The sequence below is a fragment of the Kribbella antibiotica genome, from assembly GCF_004349055.1.
Lineage (GTDB): Bacteria > Actinomycetota > Actinomycetes > Propionibacteriales > Kribbellaceae > Kribbella > Kribbella antibiotica.
Map to the genome: position 1 here is coordinate 17,832 of NZ_SMKX01000043.1, position 17,503 is coordinate 35,334.

Genomic DNA, 17,503 nt, shown 5'->3' on the forward strand with positions numbered 1-17,503 from the left:
GCGCACGGTCAGGAGGGCATGTCGATGCGACGGATCTCGCTCGTGCATGTCGAGGTGAACTGTTCGTTGCCTGCCGACGCGGACTTCGCGGAGGTCGCGCGAAGTTGGCTGGAGGGCGGGGCCGCTTTCTTTCCGGAGCTGTTTGCGAGGCTCGAGGCTGGTGCGGCCAGTGGGGCGTTCGTGGATCAGCCTCGGGGCGCGCGGATGGCACAGCGGAAGTTCTCGAAGTCGGGGTGGGAGCAGCGTCTGGCAGGGCTTGGAACTCGGCCGCTGGGGCTGACCTTGTCGATGGTCGACGAGTCCGACGAACATGTCGGAAGTGTCGAGATCACCGTGATCGACGAGCATGCCGGCCTCCCAGGGCAGGTGCGGCTTACGGTCAATGCACGGACGCCGGAGCTACTGGACCCGGGCTCGGATGAGCGGTGGATGTCATTCCTCGCCGACGCCGTCGGTTCCCGGTCCGTCGACTATGGGCAGGTCATCCTTGACGGCAACATCAACCATGCGACTTCTCTCGACATGGCAGTCCGGCGCATCTTCATCCATTCGATAGAAGAGAGCTCGAAGTATCTGCGCGGCTACGGCTGGATCACCCTCTGTCCAGCCGCCCTCGCGGCGCGGTTGGGCGACGGTGCTGGCCTTGAGGCGTCGGCAGCGTTTGTGGCGGTTCGGACGCTGGCCAGTGGTGATGTGTTGCTGCTGGCCACCGCCACTCCGCAGGAGTTCGATCAGGAGGCGCTGCGGCGGGTGTGGCGCGCGCTGGCTCCAGTTCTTCCACCCGGTAAGCCCAAAGTGAAGGTTGGTTACGAGCGCAACGAGGTGGTCCTCGAGGACGCCGCGACGGTCGAACGGCATGACCACCTGTGAACAACACCTCGAAGGCGGGTGATAGACCGGTGCAAAGGGTGAACTCCCTGAACGCCGAGGTGGACTGTCTGCTGCGGGAGGGACAGTTTGCTGCCGTGGTTGAGCGATGGTTCGAGCTCGGGCTGGGGATGGCGCCTGATCTCGTGCTGGCGCCGGGGGTTGAGTCGGAGTTGGTGGATCAGGCACCTGGTGGTGGAGGGTTCTCGACGCAGGCTTACTCGGCGGCCGCCTGGGAGGATCGGATCAGGGGGCTTGAGAAGCGACCGATGGGGTTGTCTTTGAGTCTCAAGGTGCCTCAAGGGGTGGAGGGGGCCGGGCGGCGCTTCGGCGTGTCCATGAATGACGAGTTCAATGCCACGCCGGGATGGGTGAGTCTGACCGTTGACGAGACAGTTGCCGACGTCGGTGAGTTCGTTCCGGGGACGGGAGCTCGTTGGCGGGAGTTTCTGGTCGCTGCGCTCGATTCGGTGCCGGTGGCGTTCGGGCGGGTGGCGACGGACGGAAACGTGGGGCTGCAGACCTCGCTCGATGCTGCTCTGAACCGAAACGTCATCGTGTCGATGCTTCAGAGCAGCCAGTACTTGCGCGGGTACAGCTGGATCACTGTGTGCCCGGCAGCGCTGGCTGAACGGCTCGGGGGCGCGGTTGCTCTGGTGGCCTCGGGTGCTTGGGCGCGTGTTGTTGAGCTCTCCAGCGGCGACATGGTTTTGCAGGCCACCGAAGAGCCTGCGGAATTCGATGACGCGGCGCTCAGACGGGTGTGGGCTGCGCTGGCATCGGTGTTGCCCCCAGGGACGCCTGAGAAGGTGCTTGGCAGCGAGTACTACCAGGTGATTCTCGAGGATGCTGCGACGGTCGAGTGACAAATACTGCAGGTAGTGGGAGCCGATCGGTCTTGTATCTGCACGTCGAGGTGAACTGTGCGATTCGCGACGATGCGGAGTTCGCGGCGGTTGCCCGGGGGTGGATGGAGCGCGGGCTGGCGCTGTTCCCCGGTTTGGTCGAGGAACTGCAGTCGGGGAATGCTCGCGGCACGTTCGTGGATCAGCCGCGGAACGGGAGAATGGCGGCGCGGAAGTTCTCGAAGTCCGGTTGGCAGAAGCGTCTCGCCGCGCTGGACGGACGGCCGGAGGGGCTTACCCTGGCGATCTCCGATGGACCGGACGAGATGACGATGCCTGATGAGTCGTCGCCTGACACGCATCAGGATGCCGAGATCACCGTGACCGATGGATACGTCGGGAGGCCAGGACAGACACGGTTCGTCGTTCACGCGATTCGTACGCCGGAGATCATGGGCGCTGATGGCGGAGAGCGGTTGAGGTCGTTTCTGGCGGACTGTTTCGGATCTCAGTCGGTTGATTACGGGGACGTGCGGCTCGACGGTAACCGCGGTTATGCGACGTCGCTCGATTCTGCGCTGCACCGGGACTTCATTGACTCGATTGAGCGGAGTGCGGAGTTCCTGCGTGGGTATGGCTGGATCACGCTGTGTCCGACTGTACTGGCGGATCGGCTGGGCGGGGTGGCGGGGTTGGAGGCTTCGAAGGCATTCGCGGTGGTGCAGTCGCAAGCTAGTGGTGATGTGTTGCTGCAGGCAACGGATTCGCCACAGCAGTTCGACCACGACGCACTGCGGAGAGTTTGGAGCGCGCTGGCTCCGGTTCTTCATCCTGGAAGTCCTGAGCGGCGCCCCGGGCACGAGGACGACGAGGTGATCCTCGAGGATGCAGCGAATTTGCAGTGAATAGGCGGTCAGGTCCGGGCACAGTGTCCGGGCCTGACCGCCTGGGGTCGGCTACGCGGCAGGGGATGTCGCGTAGGCGGATCGGAGGGTTAGGTGTGCGTCTGACGGCGCGTTGGTGTGGTCGAGGCCCAGGAGGGCTGCGCCGACTACAGGTGGTACGTCGATGACTCGGGCTACTGCCTTGGGCGCCACTGCGTTGAGGAGGCGGATGACCGTCTCCATCAGCAGGGGGTGGCCGGCCGTTAGGACTCCGCCGCCGAGGATGACGTCGGTGGGCTCGTCGAGGATGTCTAGGCGGCGCATGGCTACTGCTGCCATGGTGACGATCTCTTCGGCCTGGTGGTGGACTACCTCGCGGGCGACGGTGTCGCCTGCTGCCGCCGCCTCGAAGAGGATGGGAGTTGCTTCCAGACGGCGGTTGTAGGGGATGTCGCCGAGGTGGAGGGCCTCGATGAGCGCGGGGACGGACTGTACGCCGTAGTGCGCCGGGAGGGCTGCTTCCAGGGCCGAGTAGGGGCCACGGCCGTCGTCGGAGCGGGCGGCGGCGGCGAAGGCCTCGTCGGCGAGCTGTGCGCCGCCTCCCCAGTCGCCGGAGATCCGGCCTACTGCGGGGAAGCGAGCGGTGCGGCCGTCGGGCATGAGGCCGGCGCAGTTGATGCCTGCGCCGCAGACGACGGCTACGCCGCGCGGCTCGTCCACACCGGAGCGCAGTAGCGCGAAGGTGTCGTTGGTGACGTAGACCGACTCGGCCCAGCCGAAGCTCTCGAAGGCTGCCTTCAGCCGCTCCTCTTCGATCGGGAGGTCGGCGTTGGCGAGGCAGGCGGAGATCTGCTGGACCAAGGGCCGGTCGCCGAGGGGCAGACCGGCTGCTGCGGCTGCAGCCCGCACCAGCGGCTCCAGACCCGCCACTGCGGCGTCGGCACCGATGACGTGCGGCTCGAAACCGCCGCCGCGTGCTGTCCCGAGCACGCGGCCGTCGGCCGACACCAGTGCGACGTCGGTCTTGCTGTTGCCGGCGTCGAAGGCCAGTACGCCGCCCGGCACCACTGCGGCGCTCATCGGGCCCACGGCAGATGCTGCTTGTTGTGAGCCAGCAGCTTGTCGGTCAGCTGGTTCGCCAGCGAGATCTGCCCCACCAGCGGGTGCGCCAGCAGCGCCTCGAAGACACGCTCGCGGCCGCCCTTGATGGCAGCCTGCAACGCCAGATCCTCGTACGCCGTCACGTTCGCGATCAGACCGGCGTACAGGGGCTCGACCGGGGCTACGGCGACCGGCATTGCGCCATCTGCGCCGACGGTGGCCGACACCTCGATGACGGCGTCGTCAGCCAGGAAGGGGAACGTGCCGTCGTTCAGCGTGTTCACCACCTGGATGTCACCGGTGTCGTTGAGCAGTGAGGACGCCAGGTTCACAGCGGCCTCGGAGTAGTACGCACCGCCCCGCTGCTCGAGCAGGGAGGGCTTCTCGTCGAGCTGCGGGTCGGCGTACATCTCCAGCAACTGGGTTTCCAACGCAGCCACCTCCGCGGCACGCGACGGCTTGGTGAGGAGCTCCTGCACCACCTCGTCGTGCTGGTAGAAGTAGCGCAGGTAGTACGACGGTACGACACCCAGCTGCAGCAGCAACTCCGCCGGGAGCTTCAGATCGGCCGCAAGCTCGCCGATGTGGCCCTCGAACAGCTTCGGCAGCATGTCCTCGCCGTTGACGCGGACTGCCCGCTCCCAGGTGAGGTGGTTCAGCCCGACGTGGTCCAGCTGTACCTCCTCCGGGGTGACGCCCAGCAGCTTCGCGAACCGCCGCTGGAACCCGATCGCCACGTTGCACAGCCCGACTGCCTTGTGGCCGTGCGACAGCAGCGCCCGGGTCACGATGCCCACCGGGTTGGTGAAGTCGATGATCCACGCGTCCGGGTTGGTACGCCGTACCCGCTCGGCGATGTCGAGAACCACCGGCACCGTTCGGAGCGCCTTGGCGAGGCCACCGGCGCCGGTCGTCTCCTGACCGACGCAACCGCACTCCAGCGGCCAGGTCTCGTCTTCCTGACGAGCAGCCTGGCCGCCGACCCGCAGCTGCAGCAGTACGGCGTCCGCACCGTCGATCGCCGCGTCGATGTCGGTCGTCGTGGTGACGAGACCGGGGTGACCTTGTTTGGCGAAGATGCGCTTGGCCAGCCCACCGACGAGTTCGAGGCGGTCCGCGGCCGGGTCGACCAGGACCAGCTCGGTCACCGGCAGCGTGTCACGCAGCCGGGCGAAGCCGTCGACGAGTTCGGGCGTGTAGGTGGATCCGCCGCCTACGACTGTGAGTTTCAACCTTTGACCCCTGTGAGTGTGACGCCTTCGATGAAGGCTTTCTGCGCGAAGAAGAACAAGATGATCACCGGGGCCATCACCAGCACGGTGGCGGCCATGGTGAGGTTCCAGTTGGTGTGGTGGGCGCCCTTGAAGGACTCCAGGCCGTAGCTGAGCGTCCAGGCGGCCGGGTTCTCACTGGCATAGATCTGCGGGCCGAAGTAGTCGTTCCAGCAGTAGAAGAACTGGAACAGCGCGACCGCCGCGATGGCCGGCTTGGCCATCGGCAGAACGACCCGGATCAGCGTCTTGAAGTCACCGCAGCCGTCGATCTTGGCGGCCTCGACGTACTCCTTGGGAATCGTCAGCAGGAACTGACGGAGGAGGAAGATCGAGAACGCGTCGGTGAAGGCCATCGGGATGATCAGCGGCCACAGCGTTCCGGACAGGTGCAGTTCCTTGGCCCAGAACAGGTACATCGGCACGATGACCACCTGTGGCGGCAGCATCATCGTGGAGATCACCAGCATCATCGCGAAGTTGCGGCCGCGGAACTTGAACCTGGCCAGGGCGTACGCCACCGGGAGACTCGACACCAGCGTCAGCGAGGTGCCGAGAACGGCGTACATCAAGGTGTTCTTCCACCAGGTCAGGAAGCCCGGGGTCTCCCACACGGTGCGCAGGTTCTCCCAGTGCCAGCTGTCCGGCCACAGGTTGCGGGTCAGCGCCTGCTGATCGCTCATCAGAGCGGTCAGGAAGACGAACACGAACGGCAGGACGAAGAACAACGCCGCGGCGATCGCCAGCGAGTGCACGGCGACCCAGTGCAGGAACTTGGTACGGCGTGCCTCGCGGCCGGCCTTTTCGATGTCGGGCCGGGAGACGGGGGTCTCCACCCGAGGTTCGGTCAGGGTGCTCATTCAGCAGTCTCCTAGTCGTCCGTGGCCAGGAAGCCACTGCCGCGGCGCATCAGGAACGCCGTGAAGATCATGGCCAGTACGAACAGCACCAGCGCGACCACGCTCGCTCCACCGGTGTCGAACCGCTGGAAACCGAGGTTGTAGACCAGTTGCGGCAGGGTCAGCGTGGACTTGTCCGGATAGCCCGGCTCGAATTGTTGCCCAGAGCCACCAATTACCCCGCTCGCGACTTTTCCGGCGATCAGTGGTTGCGTGTAGTACTGCATCGTCTGGATCACACCGGTGACGACGGCGAACAGCACGATCGGCTGGATGGTCGGCAGCGTGACGTGGACGAACCGCTTCCACGCCCCCGCGCCGTCCAGCTCCGAGGCCTCGTACAGCTCCTTCGGTACGTCGAGCAGCGAGGCCATGAAGATGACCATCAGGTCGCCGATACCCCAGATCGCGAGCAGGGTCAGTGCCGGCTTCGACCAGGCCGGGTCGTTGAACCAGCCCGGCTGCGGCAGCCCGAGCTTGCCCAGGATGCTGTTCACCGGCCCGGTCCCCGGGTTGAGCAGGAACGCGAACGCCATCGTCGCCGCGACCGGCGGCGCCAGGTAGGGCAGGTAGAACAGCGTCCGGAAGACCCCGGCACCGGTCTTGACCTTGGTGATCAGCAGGCCGATACCGAGTCCGAACAGCACCCGCAGGGCGACCATGACGATCACGAGCCAGAGCGTGTTGCGCAGCGCCGGCCAGAACATCGGGTAGTCGTTGAAGACGTAGGCCCAGTTCTTCAGGCCGGTCCACACCGGTGGGGTGAACCCGTCGTACTTCATGAAGCTGAAGTAGACGGTCGAAGCGAGCGGGTACAGGAAGAAGACGCCGACCCCGATCAGCCACGGGGAGAGGAACGCGAGGTTGCGCAGGCGTTCCTTCCGCCGCTTCTGCCGAAGTCCCAGCGAGACGGTCGCCATCACTTGGCCTGCGCGAGGTCCTTGTCGATCTGGGCGTCGGTCTTGGCGAGACCGGCGGCCAGATCAGGCTCCTTGCCTGCTTCGTACTGGTAGCCGAAGCCCTGCAGGGTGAGCTGGTAGGCGCCACCGTTCGGGCTGGCCGGGGTGGTGTTGCTCTTCGCGTGCTGGGCGATGTCGAGGAAGGTCTTGAAACCCTCGTCGACCTTCAGGTCCGGCGACTTCAGCGCCTCCAGGGTGGAGGGCACGTTGTGAATCGCGTTCGCGAAGTCGACCACGGCCTTGGTGTCGGTGGTCATGAACTTGACCAGCTCCCACGCGGCGTTCTGCTTCTGGCTGGTGCTGGCGATCCCGACGATGGTGCCGGACAGGTAGCCCTTGCCGTAGGTGTCGGCCTGGTCGTCCGGGACCGGGAACGGCGCGGTGCCGATGTCGAACTTCACGCCGGCTTCCTTGGCCATCCCGAGCCGCCACTCACCGTCGATCGACATCGCGACCTGGCCGGTGTGGAACGGGTTCTTGGCACCCCACTCGTCACCGAAGGTGGCGCGGTACTTCTCCAGCTTGGCGAAGCCGCCGAGCTCCTTGACCAGGTTGGACTGCCAGGTGAACATCTTGGCGAAGCCCGGGTCGGCGGCGAGGTTCGACTTGCCCTCGGGGGTGAAGTACGTCGCGCCCCACTGGGCAGCGAAGTGACCCGAGGTCGACTCGTAGCCGTGGAAGTTCGGCATGAAGCCGAGCTGGCTGTAGCCGTCGCCCTTGGGCTTGGTCAGCTTCTTCGCGATCGCGTCGAACTCCGAGAGCGTCTTCGGCGGCTCGGTGATCCCGGCGGCCTTGAAGGCGTCCTTGTTGTAGTACAGGCCGTACGCGTCGTTCAGCAGCGGCAGCGTGCAGCGCGTGCCCTGGTACTGCGTGTAGTCCTGGAGCGCCTTCGGGAAGGTCTTGTCCAGGTCGATCGCGGACTTCTCCAGGAACGGCTTGAGGTCGGAGAAGACTTTGGACGAGCAGAACGTACCGACGTTGTCGGTGGTGAACGAGGAGACCACGTCCGGCGAGTTCGGGCCGCCGGCGCGCAGGGCCTGCTTGATCTTGTCGTCGTTGATGTTGCCGACGACCTTGACCTTGATGTTGGGATGCTTCGTCTCGAACGCCTTGATGTTGGCCGCGATCGCGGCCGCTTCGCTGGGGGCGCTCCAGCCGTGCCAGAACGTGATGGTCACGTCCTTGGTGGCATCGTCGTTGGCCTTCGGGGCTTCCGACGTACCGGTACAGGCAGTGGCGAGCAGGGCCACCGCAGCGGTGCCGATGAGGGCACGAGACAGGCGTTGCATCCGTTTGACTCCTAGGAAATGGGTGGAGAGCTAGCGGTATCGAAGATTTCGTCGCGGGTGGCGCTCAGTGCGGACTGCAGGGCACCCGACAGCACGGGGTCGAGATGGATCGCGGTCATCAGCAACCGCGGCCTTGGTACGGCGAGGTCGGCCAGCTCGTCCTGGACGAGCCCGCGCAGGCGTTCGCCGCCGGCGGTGATGACGCCACCGGCGAGGACGATCAGCTCGGGGTCGACGACCGCGACGATCGCGGCCAGACCGACCGCCAGGCGGTGGGCGAATTCGGACAGCACCGCGTCGCCGGCTCCTGGGGTTGCCAGGGCGGCCGCGATCGCGGATTCCGGCGTACGGGCTTTGATGCCGTGTGCGCGGGCCAGGGCCAGGACGGGTTCGCCACCGGCCAGTTCTTGGAAGCCGCCGGCGTTGTTGCGGCCGACGTTGCGGACGAGCGGTGTCCCGGGCAGCGGCAGGAAGGCGACCTCACCAGCGCCACCGGTCGCACCGCGGTGCAGGCGGCCGTTGACCACGATCGCTGCACCGATGCCCTCTTCGCCCCAGAGCAGGACGAAGTTCTCGCTCTCCTGGGCGTGCCCGACCTGTCGCTCGGCGACGGCGGCCAGGTTCACGTCGTTCTCGACCTCGAGCGGTACGACGATCGCCGCGGCCAGCTCCTCGAGCAGGTGCGGGGCGTGCCAGCCGGGCAGGTGGGTCGCGTACCGCAGCCGGCCGGTCGTCGGGTCGAAACCACCCGGCGTACCGATCGAGACGCGGTGCAGGTTCGCGCGGTTCAGACCGGCCTCACCGGCTGCACCTTCGATCGCCTTGACCACGCGCTCGACCGTGCCCTTGGCACTGCGGCCGGGCGTCGGCAGCTCGTAGCTACCCACCACCTTGCCGGTCAGGTCGGCAATGGCCGAGCGGATCCGGGCAGGGGTGACGTCGAGACCGGCGACGTACGCGGCGTTGCCGTTGATTTCGTACAGCTGGGCGTTCGGTCCGGGGCGGCCGGCGGTGGTCCCGCTGGCACGCACCAGGTTGGCCGCTTCGAGGCGCGCTAGCAGCTGCGAAGCGGTCGGCTTGGACAGGCCGGTCAGGTGCCCCAGCGTCGTCCGGGACAGGGGTCCCTGGGAGAGCAGCAGGTCCAGGGCGGCCCGGTCGTTCATCGCGCGGAGCAGGCGGGGTGTTCCAGGTGTTGTTGCCATGGGATAACCCTGCCTCCCTTCGCGGGTCTCGTGGCGTCGGCTCGCTGCGTGGGACGCAACCAACTCAACTGTTAGGAAAGTTTCCTATTATCGCGAGACCGTACGGTGATCGGCTCCGGCTGTCAATCACTTCGCAACCAGTTAGGGTTACCTAATATGTCGACGGGTGAATTGTTGAGACGATCGGTACGGCGACACCGGTGGCGGATGGTCCGGGGTGTGCTGCTGCTGTCGTTACATCAAGCGACCGAGGCAGCCGTTCCTGTGACGATCGGCATCTTCGTCGACAAGGCAGTGGCCACAGGGGATGTGCGGCCGCTCATCTGGTGTGTGGTGATGCTGTTCGCCCTCTTTGCAGTGCTGTCGAACGCTTGGAAGCTCGGTGCGCGGCAGGTGATGCGTGCGATCGAGTGGGAGACGCATGAGCTGCGGCTGGAGATCGCCCGGCGCGTGCTGGACCCACGGGGACAGCGGACTGGGCTGCGCTCCGGTGAGCTGCTGTCGATCGCGACATCCGATGCAGAGAAGACCGCACTGGTGATGCGGGCCGTCTCGATCGGCGCTGCGGCCTCCACTGCGTTGATCGTCTCCTCAGTGTCGTTGCTACTGGTCGACGTACCGCTCGGGATCGGCGTACTGATCGGCGTACCGCTGCTGGTGCTGGGGATTCAGGCCCTGTCGCCGCTGCTGACGCGTCGTACGTCGACTCAGCAGGAGGCGGTCGCTCAAACGACTGCACTGGCTACTGACCTGGTTGGCGGGCTGCGGACGCTGCGGGGCATCGGCGCGCAGCACAACGCGGCCGCTCGCTATCGCCAGTCGAGCCAGACGACGCTGCGAGCCACACTGCGAGCGGTGTCGACAGCTGGTCTTCAGGACGGCGTCAGTACGGCGCTGAGCGGGCTGCTGCTCGCGGCCGTGGCCGGTGTCTCCGGCTGGTTCGCACTGAACGGGCGGATCAGCATCGGTGAGCTGATTGCTGTTGTCGGTCTCGCGCAGTTCATCGCTGAGCCGGTGGGCACGCTCGGCTACGCCAGCCAGGTGCTCGCCACAGCTCGTGCCTCCGCTGGCCGCGTCGCCGCCGTGCTGTCCTCATCGCCTCTCGTAGAGACCGGTACGGCGATCACTGTCGACCCTTTGCAGCCTTTGCTGGCTCTGGAGGCTGTCTCCTACAAGACGTTGTCGAACGTCGACCTGACGCTGCGGGCCGGGGAGTCCGTCGGGGTGCTCTGTTACGACCCACGCGACGCGGACGCGCTGCTGACGGTTGTGGGCGGCCGTACCTCGGAGCACACCGGCTCAGTCCGCGTCGGCGGTGTGCCGATCGACGAGCTGGATATCGATGCGCTGCGGAACACAGTGCTGCTGGAGCAGCACGACACTGACCTGTTCGAAGGCACGCTGCGCAGCAACCTGCTGGTCGAGTCACCTTCGCTCGAGCGAGTGATGACCGCAGCCGGCGCTGCTGACCTGATCGACGAGCTGGACCGGCCGCTGGCCGACCGCGGCCAAGTACTGTCTGGCGGCCAGCGCCAGCGGCTCGGTCTCGCTCGTGCACTGCTCGCCGAACCGCCACTGCTCGTCCTGCACGACCCCAGTACGGCGGTCGATGCCGTCACCGAGGAGCTTCTCGCAGAGGGGATGGCTGAGGTCCGCTCCGGCCTGACCACGCTCGTGCTGACCAGTAGCCCGGCGCTGCTCGGGAAGATGGACCGCGTGATCGTGCTGGCCGACGGCGTCGTGGTGACCGAGGGAATCCATGCCGAGCTCGCCGAGTCGGACGCGACGTACCAGGAAGCGGTGCTCCGATGAACCTCCTACCCATTGCCGGCCCGCGGGCGACGTGGGCGCTGTTGTGGAGTGAGATCCGCAAGCTGCCTGGTCTGTCGATCATCGCGGCCATCGTGATCACTGGTGGAAGTGCGGCCGGTCTGGTCGCGCCCTGGGCGCTCGGTGCGCTCGTCGACGACGTCTCCTCGGCTGGCGCCGACAACTCTGTGATCGTCAAGGCGGTGCTGCTGATCGGTGGCGCTGCTGTCCTGGCCGGTCTGCTCACCGCGCTGGGCGTCATGCTCGTGGCACGCGTGGGCGAGACGGTCCTGGCGCGGATCCGGGAGAAGGTGCTCGACCGGGCGCTGCAGTTGCCGGCACCTGTTCTGGACAAGGTGCGCACGGGCGACCTGCTGTCCCGAGTCGGTGACGACGTGGCGACGGTGGCGACTGCTCTGACCGACATCGGCCCGACCCTGCTGGGGGCGGCGCTCACCATCATCCTGACGGCCGCTGGCTTGTTCGCTCTCGACTGGCGACTCGGACTGGCCGGTCTGCTCGCCGTACCGATGTATTTGCTGGCGCTGCGCTGGTACCTGCCGCGGTCGGCGCCGTTCTACCGCCAGGAACGCATCGCGATGGGAGAGCGCTCAGAGGCGATCATCGCGTCGCTGCGCGGTAGTGCGACGGTGCGGGCCTACCGGCTCGAGGACGTGCAGCTGGCGAAGATCGACGCCACCTCCGCGACTGCCCGGGACCTGTCGATCAAGGTGTTCAAGATCTTCAGCTTCTTCTCGTCGCGGATCAACCATGCGGAGTTCACCGGGCTGACCGCGATCCTGGTCGCTGGGTTCTTCCTGGTGCGAGGTGACCTGGTGACCATCGGTGCGGTGACGGCCGCTGCGCTGTACTTCCACCGGCTGTTCAACCCGATCGGCGCTGTACTGATGCTGTTCGACGAGGCCCAGACCGCGGCTGCGGGCCTGGCGCGGTTGGCCGGCGTACTGGAGATGGAGCAGATCTCTTCGCCGCCGCCCGGTCCCGGTCCGGCGGATGCGTCGATCGAGCTGGTGGGCATCGGGCACGCGTACGACGGACCGCTTGTGGTCGATGGGGTGTCGCTGCGGCTTGAGCCGGGGGAGCGAGTCGCGCTCGTGGGCGCTAGTGGTGCAGGGAAGACCACGCTGGCTGCGCTAGCGGCCGGAGTGCTTACGCCGACGGCTGGCGTGGTGAGGCTGGGTGGTGTGGATGTGCAGGCCCTTGGTGAGGACCGCACCCGCTCACAGGTCGCTCTGCTCAGCCAGGAGGTTCACGTGTTCTCCGGGACGCTGGCTGACGACGTACGGCTTGCTCGGCTCGACGCTACGGATGATGAGGTTGCGGCCGCGCTGGAACGTGTTGGCGCGCTGGCCTGGGTGCGTGCGCTGCCTGATGGCCTGGCGACAGTCGTGGGTGAAGAGGGGCATCAGCTGACTGGTGCGCAATCGCAGCAGCTCGCGTTCGCCCGGCTGGTGCTGGCTGATCCGCCGGTCGCCGTACTGGATGAGGCGACGGCAGAGGCCGGTAGTGCGGGCGCGCGTGAGCTTGAGCGTGCATCTGTGGCAGCGACCGAGGGGCGGACGACGCTGATCGTGGCGCACCGGCTTACGCAAGCACAGCAGGCGGACCGGATCGTCGTACTGGACCAGGGGCGGGTGGTTGAGTCCGGTACGCATGACGGACTGTTGGCCGCGGGTGGTCGCTACGCGTTGCTGTGGCGCAGCTGGACTGGGTTTAAGCCTGGTGAGCCAGGAGGGCGAACGACACCAGCCAGTGCGTCGACATGAAGTCTCCGTCGGTGGCAGTGGGGAGTACGGCGTCGATCTGACGGTCGGCGCCTTTGCGGAGTGCTTCGGCGACGTCCGGCAGGCTTGGTGCGATCGTGCGGAGCTGCCAGGCGCGGGACAGCGCCAGGCCGGACAGGTGCGCGAGCTGACCGTCACCGGAATCGTCGGTGACGGGAACCTCCAGCAGGTGCTGATGATTGTCCTCGCCCAGCCCTGGCAGGAAGCTGTGCAGCCAGTCGGTGAACTCTGCCGCGGGCAGCACCCGGCGCATCAGCTCGGCCTCGGATAGCGCCGGTGACAGGAAGTCCGTGCCAGACGGCTCGAAGCGTGTGTCGTAGGCGGTGTCTTTGTGGAACCAGTCGAGCGCCCGAGTCTGGATAGCGTCGACCACATCGGTGCGGCCGAGATCGCCGTACGCCTCCATCAGTAGTGACAGGGCGAAAGCCGTGTTGAGGTGGGCGCCGTGCCGGACCGGGTAGGCCTGGCGCGGCAGCCAGTCCAGCACGAGGTCTGCGATCACATCGCCCAACGGCTTGGTTGCGTCGGCCCACTGGGTGTTGCGAGTGGCGGCGACCAGCATCGCCGCCCAGGCCCAGCCGTACGGACGCTCGTACGACGGACGCTCCCGCAGGTACGCCGCCTCGGTCGCGATCGCCTCGGTGGTTAGCCGCTGGTTCAGCAGCTCGCTTGCCCTGGTATCCGGTGCCAGTGCGAGCAGCTGGACCAGCGACCACTGCATGTGCGCGCTGGAATGCCAGTCGTAGGAGCCATGGAACACCGGGTGCAGTTTCTCCGGCGTCACATCCACGTCCTCCGGACCGCGTGAGGCGTGGGCGGCGCCGTACGGATAGGGCGTCTCCAGCACGTCACACGCGATCGCGGACCAGGCAGCGGCGTACTTCATGAAGTTCCTTTGACTAGAAGGCGCTCTACGATTTAGAAGGCAAAGAAATACATGATCGCGATGTTGCAGCCCAGCAAGGGGATTGCGGTCGGGATCTGGGCCTTGATCGGGCCGTACTGATCCTTCATCTCCAGCAGGGCCGCTGGAACAATGTTGAAGTTGGCGGCCATCGGTGTGCAGAGCGTGCCGCAAAAGCCGGCCAGCATGCCGATCGCGAAGACCACTGCGGGAGTGCCGTCGAACTGCTGCACCAGCAGCGGCCAGCCGACCGCAGCGGTCATCACGGGGAACGCTGCGAACGCATTGCCCATGATGATCGTGAAGACCGCCATACCGATGCAGTACAAGGCGACTGCGGCGATCAGTGAGCCCTTCGGGACCAGATGGTCGGTGACTCGGCCGACTGCCTTGCCGACACCGGAGGCGTTGAACAGCAGGCCTAGTGTGGCCAGCATCTGCGGCAGGATCGCCGCCCAGCCGATGTGCTCAAGCAGCCGGCGCCCCTCATGCAGCGGTACGGCGGGGGAGCGCGGCCGGAGCAGTGCGACCCCAACCGCCAGTGCCAGCAGGGATGCGACGCCAAGACCGATGATCGTTGCGGAGCCGGACTGCAGCAGCGGTGTGCCATCGCCGAGCTTCACCTTGGCCAGCCACGCACCGAACAGCGCAGCCACCACGGGGATGACCAGCGCGGGCAGGAACAGCTTGTTGCCGAACCGGTCGGCGAACTTCACTCGCTCCGCCGGCGTCGTCGTACGCTCCTGGCCCTTGCCGGGGAAGCCGCAACCGGCGAGCACAGCCAGACCGATCACGGCGATGCCGAGGATCCAGGAGGGCGCCGTCTTGTTCACCACGAAGGTGCCATAGCCGAACGAGAGGCCGAGGATGCCCCAGAACGCCGCGCTGCCGATCCGCTTGGGGTTGCTGCGGTCGTTGAGGACCTGCAGCGCGATCAGTACGAAGAAGATCCCGCAGAGCCAGTAGAACCACTCGACCTTGATCACTTGACCGTCTCCTTCGCCTCGGCCCGAGCTTCACGCGCGAGGTTGTCCAGCTGGCGATCGAGGTACAGCAGCCGGGCGCCGTGGATGAGGAGTGCGCAGATACCGGTCGGGATCGCCCAGAGCGCGATGTCGATCGCCTCCAGTTGCAGCCCGTACGTCGCATCGACGAACCCGGTGATCAGCAGGATCGAGCCGATCGCGACGAAGATGTCCTCGCCGAAGAACAGCCCGACCGTGTCCGCGCTGGCGGCGAAGCCCTTGATCTTCTCCTGGAGCTTCTCCGGCAGCTTGCCGTAGCGGCGTTCGGCGGCACCGGCCGCCATCGGGTGGATCAGCGGCCGCACAGCCTGTGCGGGCCCGCCGATACTGGTCAGGCCGAGCGCTGCCGTGCCCTGCCGGATCAGCAGGTAGATGGCCAGCAGCCGGCCGGTGGTGGCGAAGGTGAGCTTGCTGATCAGCTTGCGGGCCTGATGCTGCAGCCCGTAGCGCTCGATCAGCCCGATCACGGGCAGCGTGACGATGAAGACGGTGACGGAGCGGCTACTGGCGAACCCGTCGCCGAAGGCGTTCAGGATCTTGACCGGCGACAGACCACCGATCAGACCGGCCACGATCCCGGCGGCGGTGACCACCAGCATCGAGTTCAGCCGAAGCGCGAATCCGACGACGACCACCGCGATGGCGAGCAGAACCCACATGGTTCCTCCCAGGGACGGACGGTGCGATTCCCGTCACCATAAGAGATTGTTGAACGATCCTGCAATAGGTCATTCGAACAAGTTATCCGGGCAGGCCGAAGCGCCTGACCCCTCCGATGGGTGGGGTCAGGCGCGGTGAGCGCGGTTTAGGGCAGGCGCCAGTCGATCGGGGTGGCGCCCTGCTCGACGAGGAGCGCGTTGACGCGACTGAACGGCTTCGAGCCGAAGAACCCGCGGTCGGCCGACATCGGGCTCGGGTGCGCACTTTCGACGTACGGGATGTTTTTGAGCATTGGCTTGAGGGTCTGTGCGTCGCGTCCCCAGAGGATGGCGACGAGCGGTCCGCCGCGGTCCACGAGCGCGTGGAGCGCCTGCTCGGTGACCGACTCCCAACCCTTGCCGCGGTGCGAACCGGAGTTGCCGGTCTGCACGGTGAGCACTCTGTTGAGCAGCAGCACGCCCTGCTCGGCCCACGGCGTCAGGTCGCCGTTGGACGGCTTCGGGGCGTCGACATCGGCCATCAGTTCGCGGTAGATGTTCTGGAGGCTCCGGGGGATCGGCCGGACCTCAGGCGCCACCGAGAAGCTCAGCCCCACCGGGTGACCTGCTGTCGGGTACGGGTCCTGGCCGACGACCAGCACCTTCACCTGCGCCAGCGGGCTCTTGAAGGCGCGCAGCACGTTCTCCCCAGCAGGCAGGTAAGACCGGCCCGCGGCGATCTCGCCGCGGAGGAACTCACCCATCCGGCTGACCGTCTCCTCGACCGGCGCCAGCGCTTCCGCCCAGTCGGGCGCCACCAAATCCGTCAACGTCTTCGGGCTCACCCGCCCCAGCATGTCAGCCGCTGAAGCCTCCCGGCCAATCGCGGCAACTCCACACCTGACCGCCCTCCACCACGAAGGGGGCAGCATGCGGCAACGGCCGGCCCCACACCTGTTCGTGGAGGTCGCATAAGACGCTCAGACCAGCAGTCAGGCTCGCCACATGGCCGACCACGATCACTGTCTCCCCGGGATGCGCCGCCGCGATTGACTGCAGCGCCTCGGTTGTCCGCCGTACGACGGTTGTCCCGTCCTCACCGCCACCCGGGAACGCCACGGTCAGCTCCTGGTCCACCACCCATGACCGCAATGCCGCCGCGGCACCGTCCCGAGTCGTCTCCGCCAGCGGATCAGCGTCCGGCCCGATCAGCACCTCGTCCAGCCCCGCCAGCTGAACCACCTCAAGCTGGTCCACAACCCGCGCCACCGCCGTCGCCGTCTCCACCGCCCGAGCAACCGTGCTGCAGTAAACCCGCACCGCCCCCGATTCCCGAAGCCGAACCCCAGCAGCCTCCGCCTGTTCCCGCCCCCGCGCCGTCAGCGGCGTAGCCAACGCCGGCGCCATACTCCGCGCCACGTTGCTCTCCGCTTCCCCGTGCCGCAAACAAATCAGGTGCGTCATCCGCGGATCGTACGTCGCCGTGACGTCGCTCACCGTTCGCGTGTCGGTCAGGCGCCCGTTTGCCCGCCCGCGCTACAAAAGACTCGGCCTCGCAAGGTATGAGCTTGCGAGGCCTTTGCCTGCCTGCCCCGGCCCACTTTGTGCCCCCACCAACCGCTTTCCCGCCGCAGAAACGATCGACAGCTACCCAAAGTCGCCCCTCGCACCCAAAGCCCCGCCTCCCGCCCAAAGGTGGGCCCGCGTGTCTTTGGGCACGTCGCCGCACTTTGTGCCCCCACCAACCAGTTGGCCGGTGTGGAAATGGTTGGTGGGCACTCAAAGTCGCGCTTCGGGCTCAAAGTCGCGCTTGGCGCTCAAAGGTGGGTTCGCGTGTTTCGGGGCTGGGCGATCCTCTTTGAGCACTCCTCAGTCACCGCACGCCCCTCGCAACGACTGACCCGTGCTCAAGGCCGCGACCCCAGGCAGCTTTGAGCACCCACCAGTCACTTTCCGGCCCGATCCGTGACTGAACCGTGCTCAAGGCGCGGCCGGGTTCGCGCGG

The 17,503-nt window shown here is 66.6% G+C and carries 16 protein-coding genes; 5 read left to right on the forward strand and 11 right to left on the reverse strand.

What is annotated here, in order from left to right; all coding sequences use genetic code 11:
- Positions 1-24: 24 nt before the first annotated feature.
- The 3 genes from E1263_RS17105 to E1263_RS17115 are packed head-to-tail and all read left to right on the forward strand — an operon-like array spanning position 25 to position 2,617.
- Complete coding sequence (locus E1263_RS17105) at positions 25-870, forward strand: hypothetical protein (protein WP_132168461.1); 846 nt, start codon at positions 25-27, stop codon at positions 868-870.
- Between the two features lie 38 nt (positions 871-908).
- The gene (locus E1263_RS17110) at positions 909-1,733 is read left to right on the forward strand and encodes a hypothetical protein (protein ID WP_132168463.1); all 825 of its coding nucleotides are present in this window, start codon (positions 909-911) and stop codon (positions 1,731-1,733) included.
- Between the two features lie 32 nt (positions 1,734-1,765).
- The gene (locus E1263_RS17115) at positions 1,766-2,617 is read left to right on the forward strand and encodes a hypothetical protein (RefSeq protein ID WP_132168465.1); all 852 of its coding nucleotides are present in this window, start codon (positions 1,766-1,768) and stop codon (positions 2,615-2,617) included.
- A 51-nt stretch (positions 2,618-2,668) separates the two neighbouring features.
- On the opposite strand, the gene E1263_RS17120 is transcribed toward E1263_RS17115, so the two are convergent.
- From E1263_RS17120 to E1263_RS17145, 6 genes are read right to left on the reverse strand one after another with little or no spacing between them, the layout of a single operon-like run.
- Positions 2,669-3,676: an N-acetylglucosamine kinase gene (locus tag E1263_RS17120; protein ID WP_132168467.1), complete on the reverse strand. Its 1,008-nt coding sequence runs from the start codon at positions 3,674-3,676 to the stop codon at positions 2,669-2,671.
- Positions 3,673-4,929, reverse strand: a complete 1,257-nt coding sequence (locus E1263_RS17125; protein WP_132168469.1) for a 6-phospho-beta-glucosidase — start codon at positions 4,927-4,929, stop codon at positions 3,673-3,675. The genes E1263_RS17120 and E1263_RS17125 overlap by 4 nt, the downstream gene beginning before the upstream one ends.
- Positions 4,926-5,828 (reverse strand): carbohydrate ABC transporter permease, encoded by a 903-nt coding sequence (locus tag E1263_RS17130; protein ID WP_132168471.1) that lies wholly within the window; start codon positions 5,826-5,828, stop codon positions 4,926-4,928. The genes E1263_RS17125 and E1263_RS17130 overlap by 4 nt, the downstream gene beginning before the upstream one ends.
- An 11-nt stretch (positions 5,829-5,839) precedes the next feature.
- The gene (locus E1263_RS17135) at positions 5,840-6,787 is read right to left on the reverse strand and encodes a carbohydrate ABC transporter permease (protein WP_132168473.1); all 948 of its coding nucleotides are present in this window, start codon (positions 6,785-6,787) and stop codon (positions 5,840-5,842) included.
- A complete protein-coding gene (locus tag E1263_RS17140) occupies positions 6,787-8,115 on the reverse strand; it encodes an ABC transporter substrate-binding protein (protein ID WP_132168475.1) in 1,329 nt (442 codons plus the stop codon). Before E1263_RS17140 ends, E1263_RS17135 begins: the two co-directional genes overlap by 1 nt.
- Positions 8,116-8,126: 11 nt before the next feature.
- Positions 8,127-9,317 (reverse strand): ROK family transcriptional regulator, encoded by a 1,191-nt coding sequence (locus E1263_RS17145; RefSeq protein WP_132168477.1) that lies wholly within the window; start codon positions 9,315-9,317, stop codon positions 8,127-8,129.
- Between the two features lie 219 nt (positions 9,318-9,536).
- Between E1263_RS17145 and E1263_RS17150 the strand changes: the two genes are divergently transcribed.
- Together E1263_RS17150 and E1263_RS17155 are read left to right on the forward strand one after the other, a co-directional pair.
- Positions 9,537-11,129: an ABC transporter ATP-binding protein gene (locus tag E1263_RS17150; protein WP_238161296.1), complete on the forward strand. Its 1,593-nt coding sequence runs from the start codon at positions 9,537-9,539 to the stop codon at positions 11,127-11,129.
- On the forward strand, positions 11,126-12,913 hold the full coding sequence (locus tag E1263_RS17155; RefSeq protein ID WP_132168481.1) for an ABC transporter ATP-binding protein: 1,788 nt from the start codon (positions 11,126-11,128) through the stop codon (positions 12,911-12,913). The genes E1263_RS17150 and E1263_RS17155 overlap by 4 nt, the downstream gene beginning before the upstream one ends.
- Here E1263_RS17155 and E1263_RS17160 read toward each other — a convergent pair.
- The 5 genes from E1263_RS17160 to E1263_RS17180 all read right to left on the reverse strand — a co-directional run bounded on the left by E1263_RS17160 (position 12,861) and on the right by E1263_RS17180 (position 16,962).
- Entirely contained in the window at positions 12,861-13,817 is a 957-nt protein-coding gene (locus E1263_RS17160; RefSeq protein WP_132168483.1) for a DUF2891 family protein, read from the reverse strand. The two genes, E1263_RS17155 and E1263_RS17160, sit on opposite strands and share 53 nt — an antisense overlap.
- A 32-nt stretch (positions 13,818-13,849) precedes the next feature.
- Positions 13,850-14,821, reverse strand: coding sequence for a DUF979 domain-containing protein (locus tag E1263_RS17165; protein ID WP_132168485.1), 972 nt, complete (start codon positions 14,819-14,821; stop codon positions 13,850-13,852).
- Positions 14,818-15,519: a DUF969 domain-containing protein gene (locus tag E1263_RS17170; protein ID WP_132168487.1), complete on the reverse strand. Its 702-nt coding sequence runs from the start codon at positions 15,517-15,519 to the stop codon at positions 14,818-14,820. The genes E1263_RS17165 and E1263_RS17170 overlap by 4 nt, the downstream gene beginning before the upstream one ends.
- Before the next feature lie 146 nt (positions 15,520-15,665).
- Positions 15,666-16,355: a uracil-DNA glycosylase gene (locus E1263_RS17175; RefSeq protein WP_202868920.1), complete on the reverse strand. Its 690-nt coding sequence runs from the start codon at positions 16,353-16,355 to the stop codon at positions 15,666-15,668.
- Between the two features lies 1 nt (position 16,356).
- Entirely contained in the window at positions 16,357-16,962 is a 606-nt protein-coding gene (locus tag E1263_RS17180) for a histidine phosphatase family protein (protein WP_132168491.1), read from the reverse strand.
- Positions 16,963-17,503 lie beyond the last annotated feature (541 nt).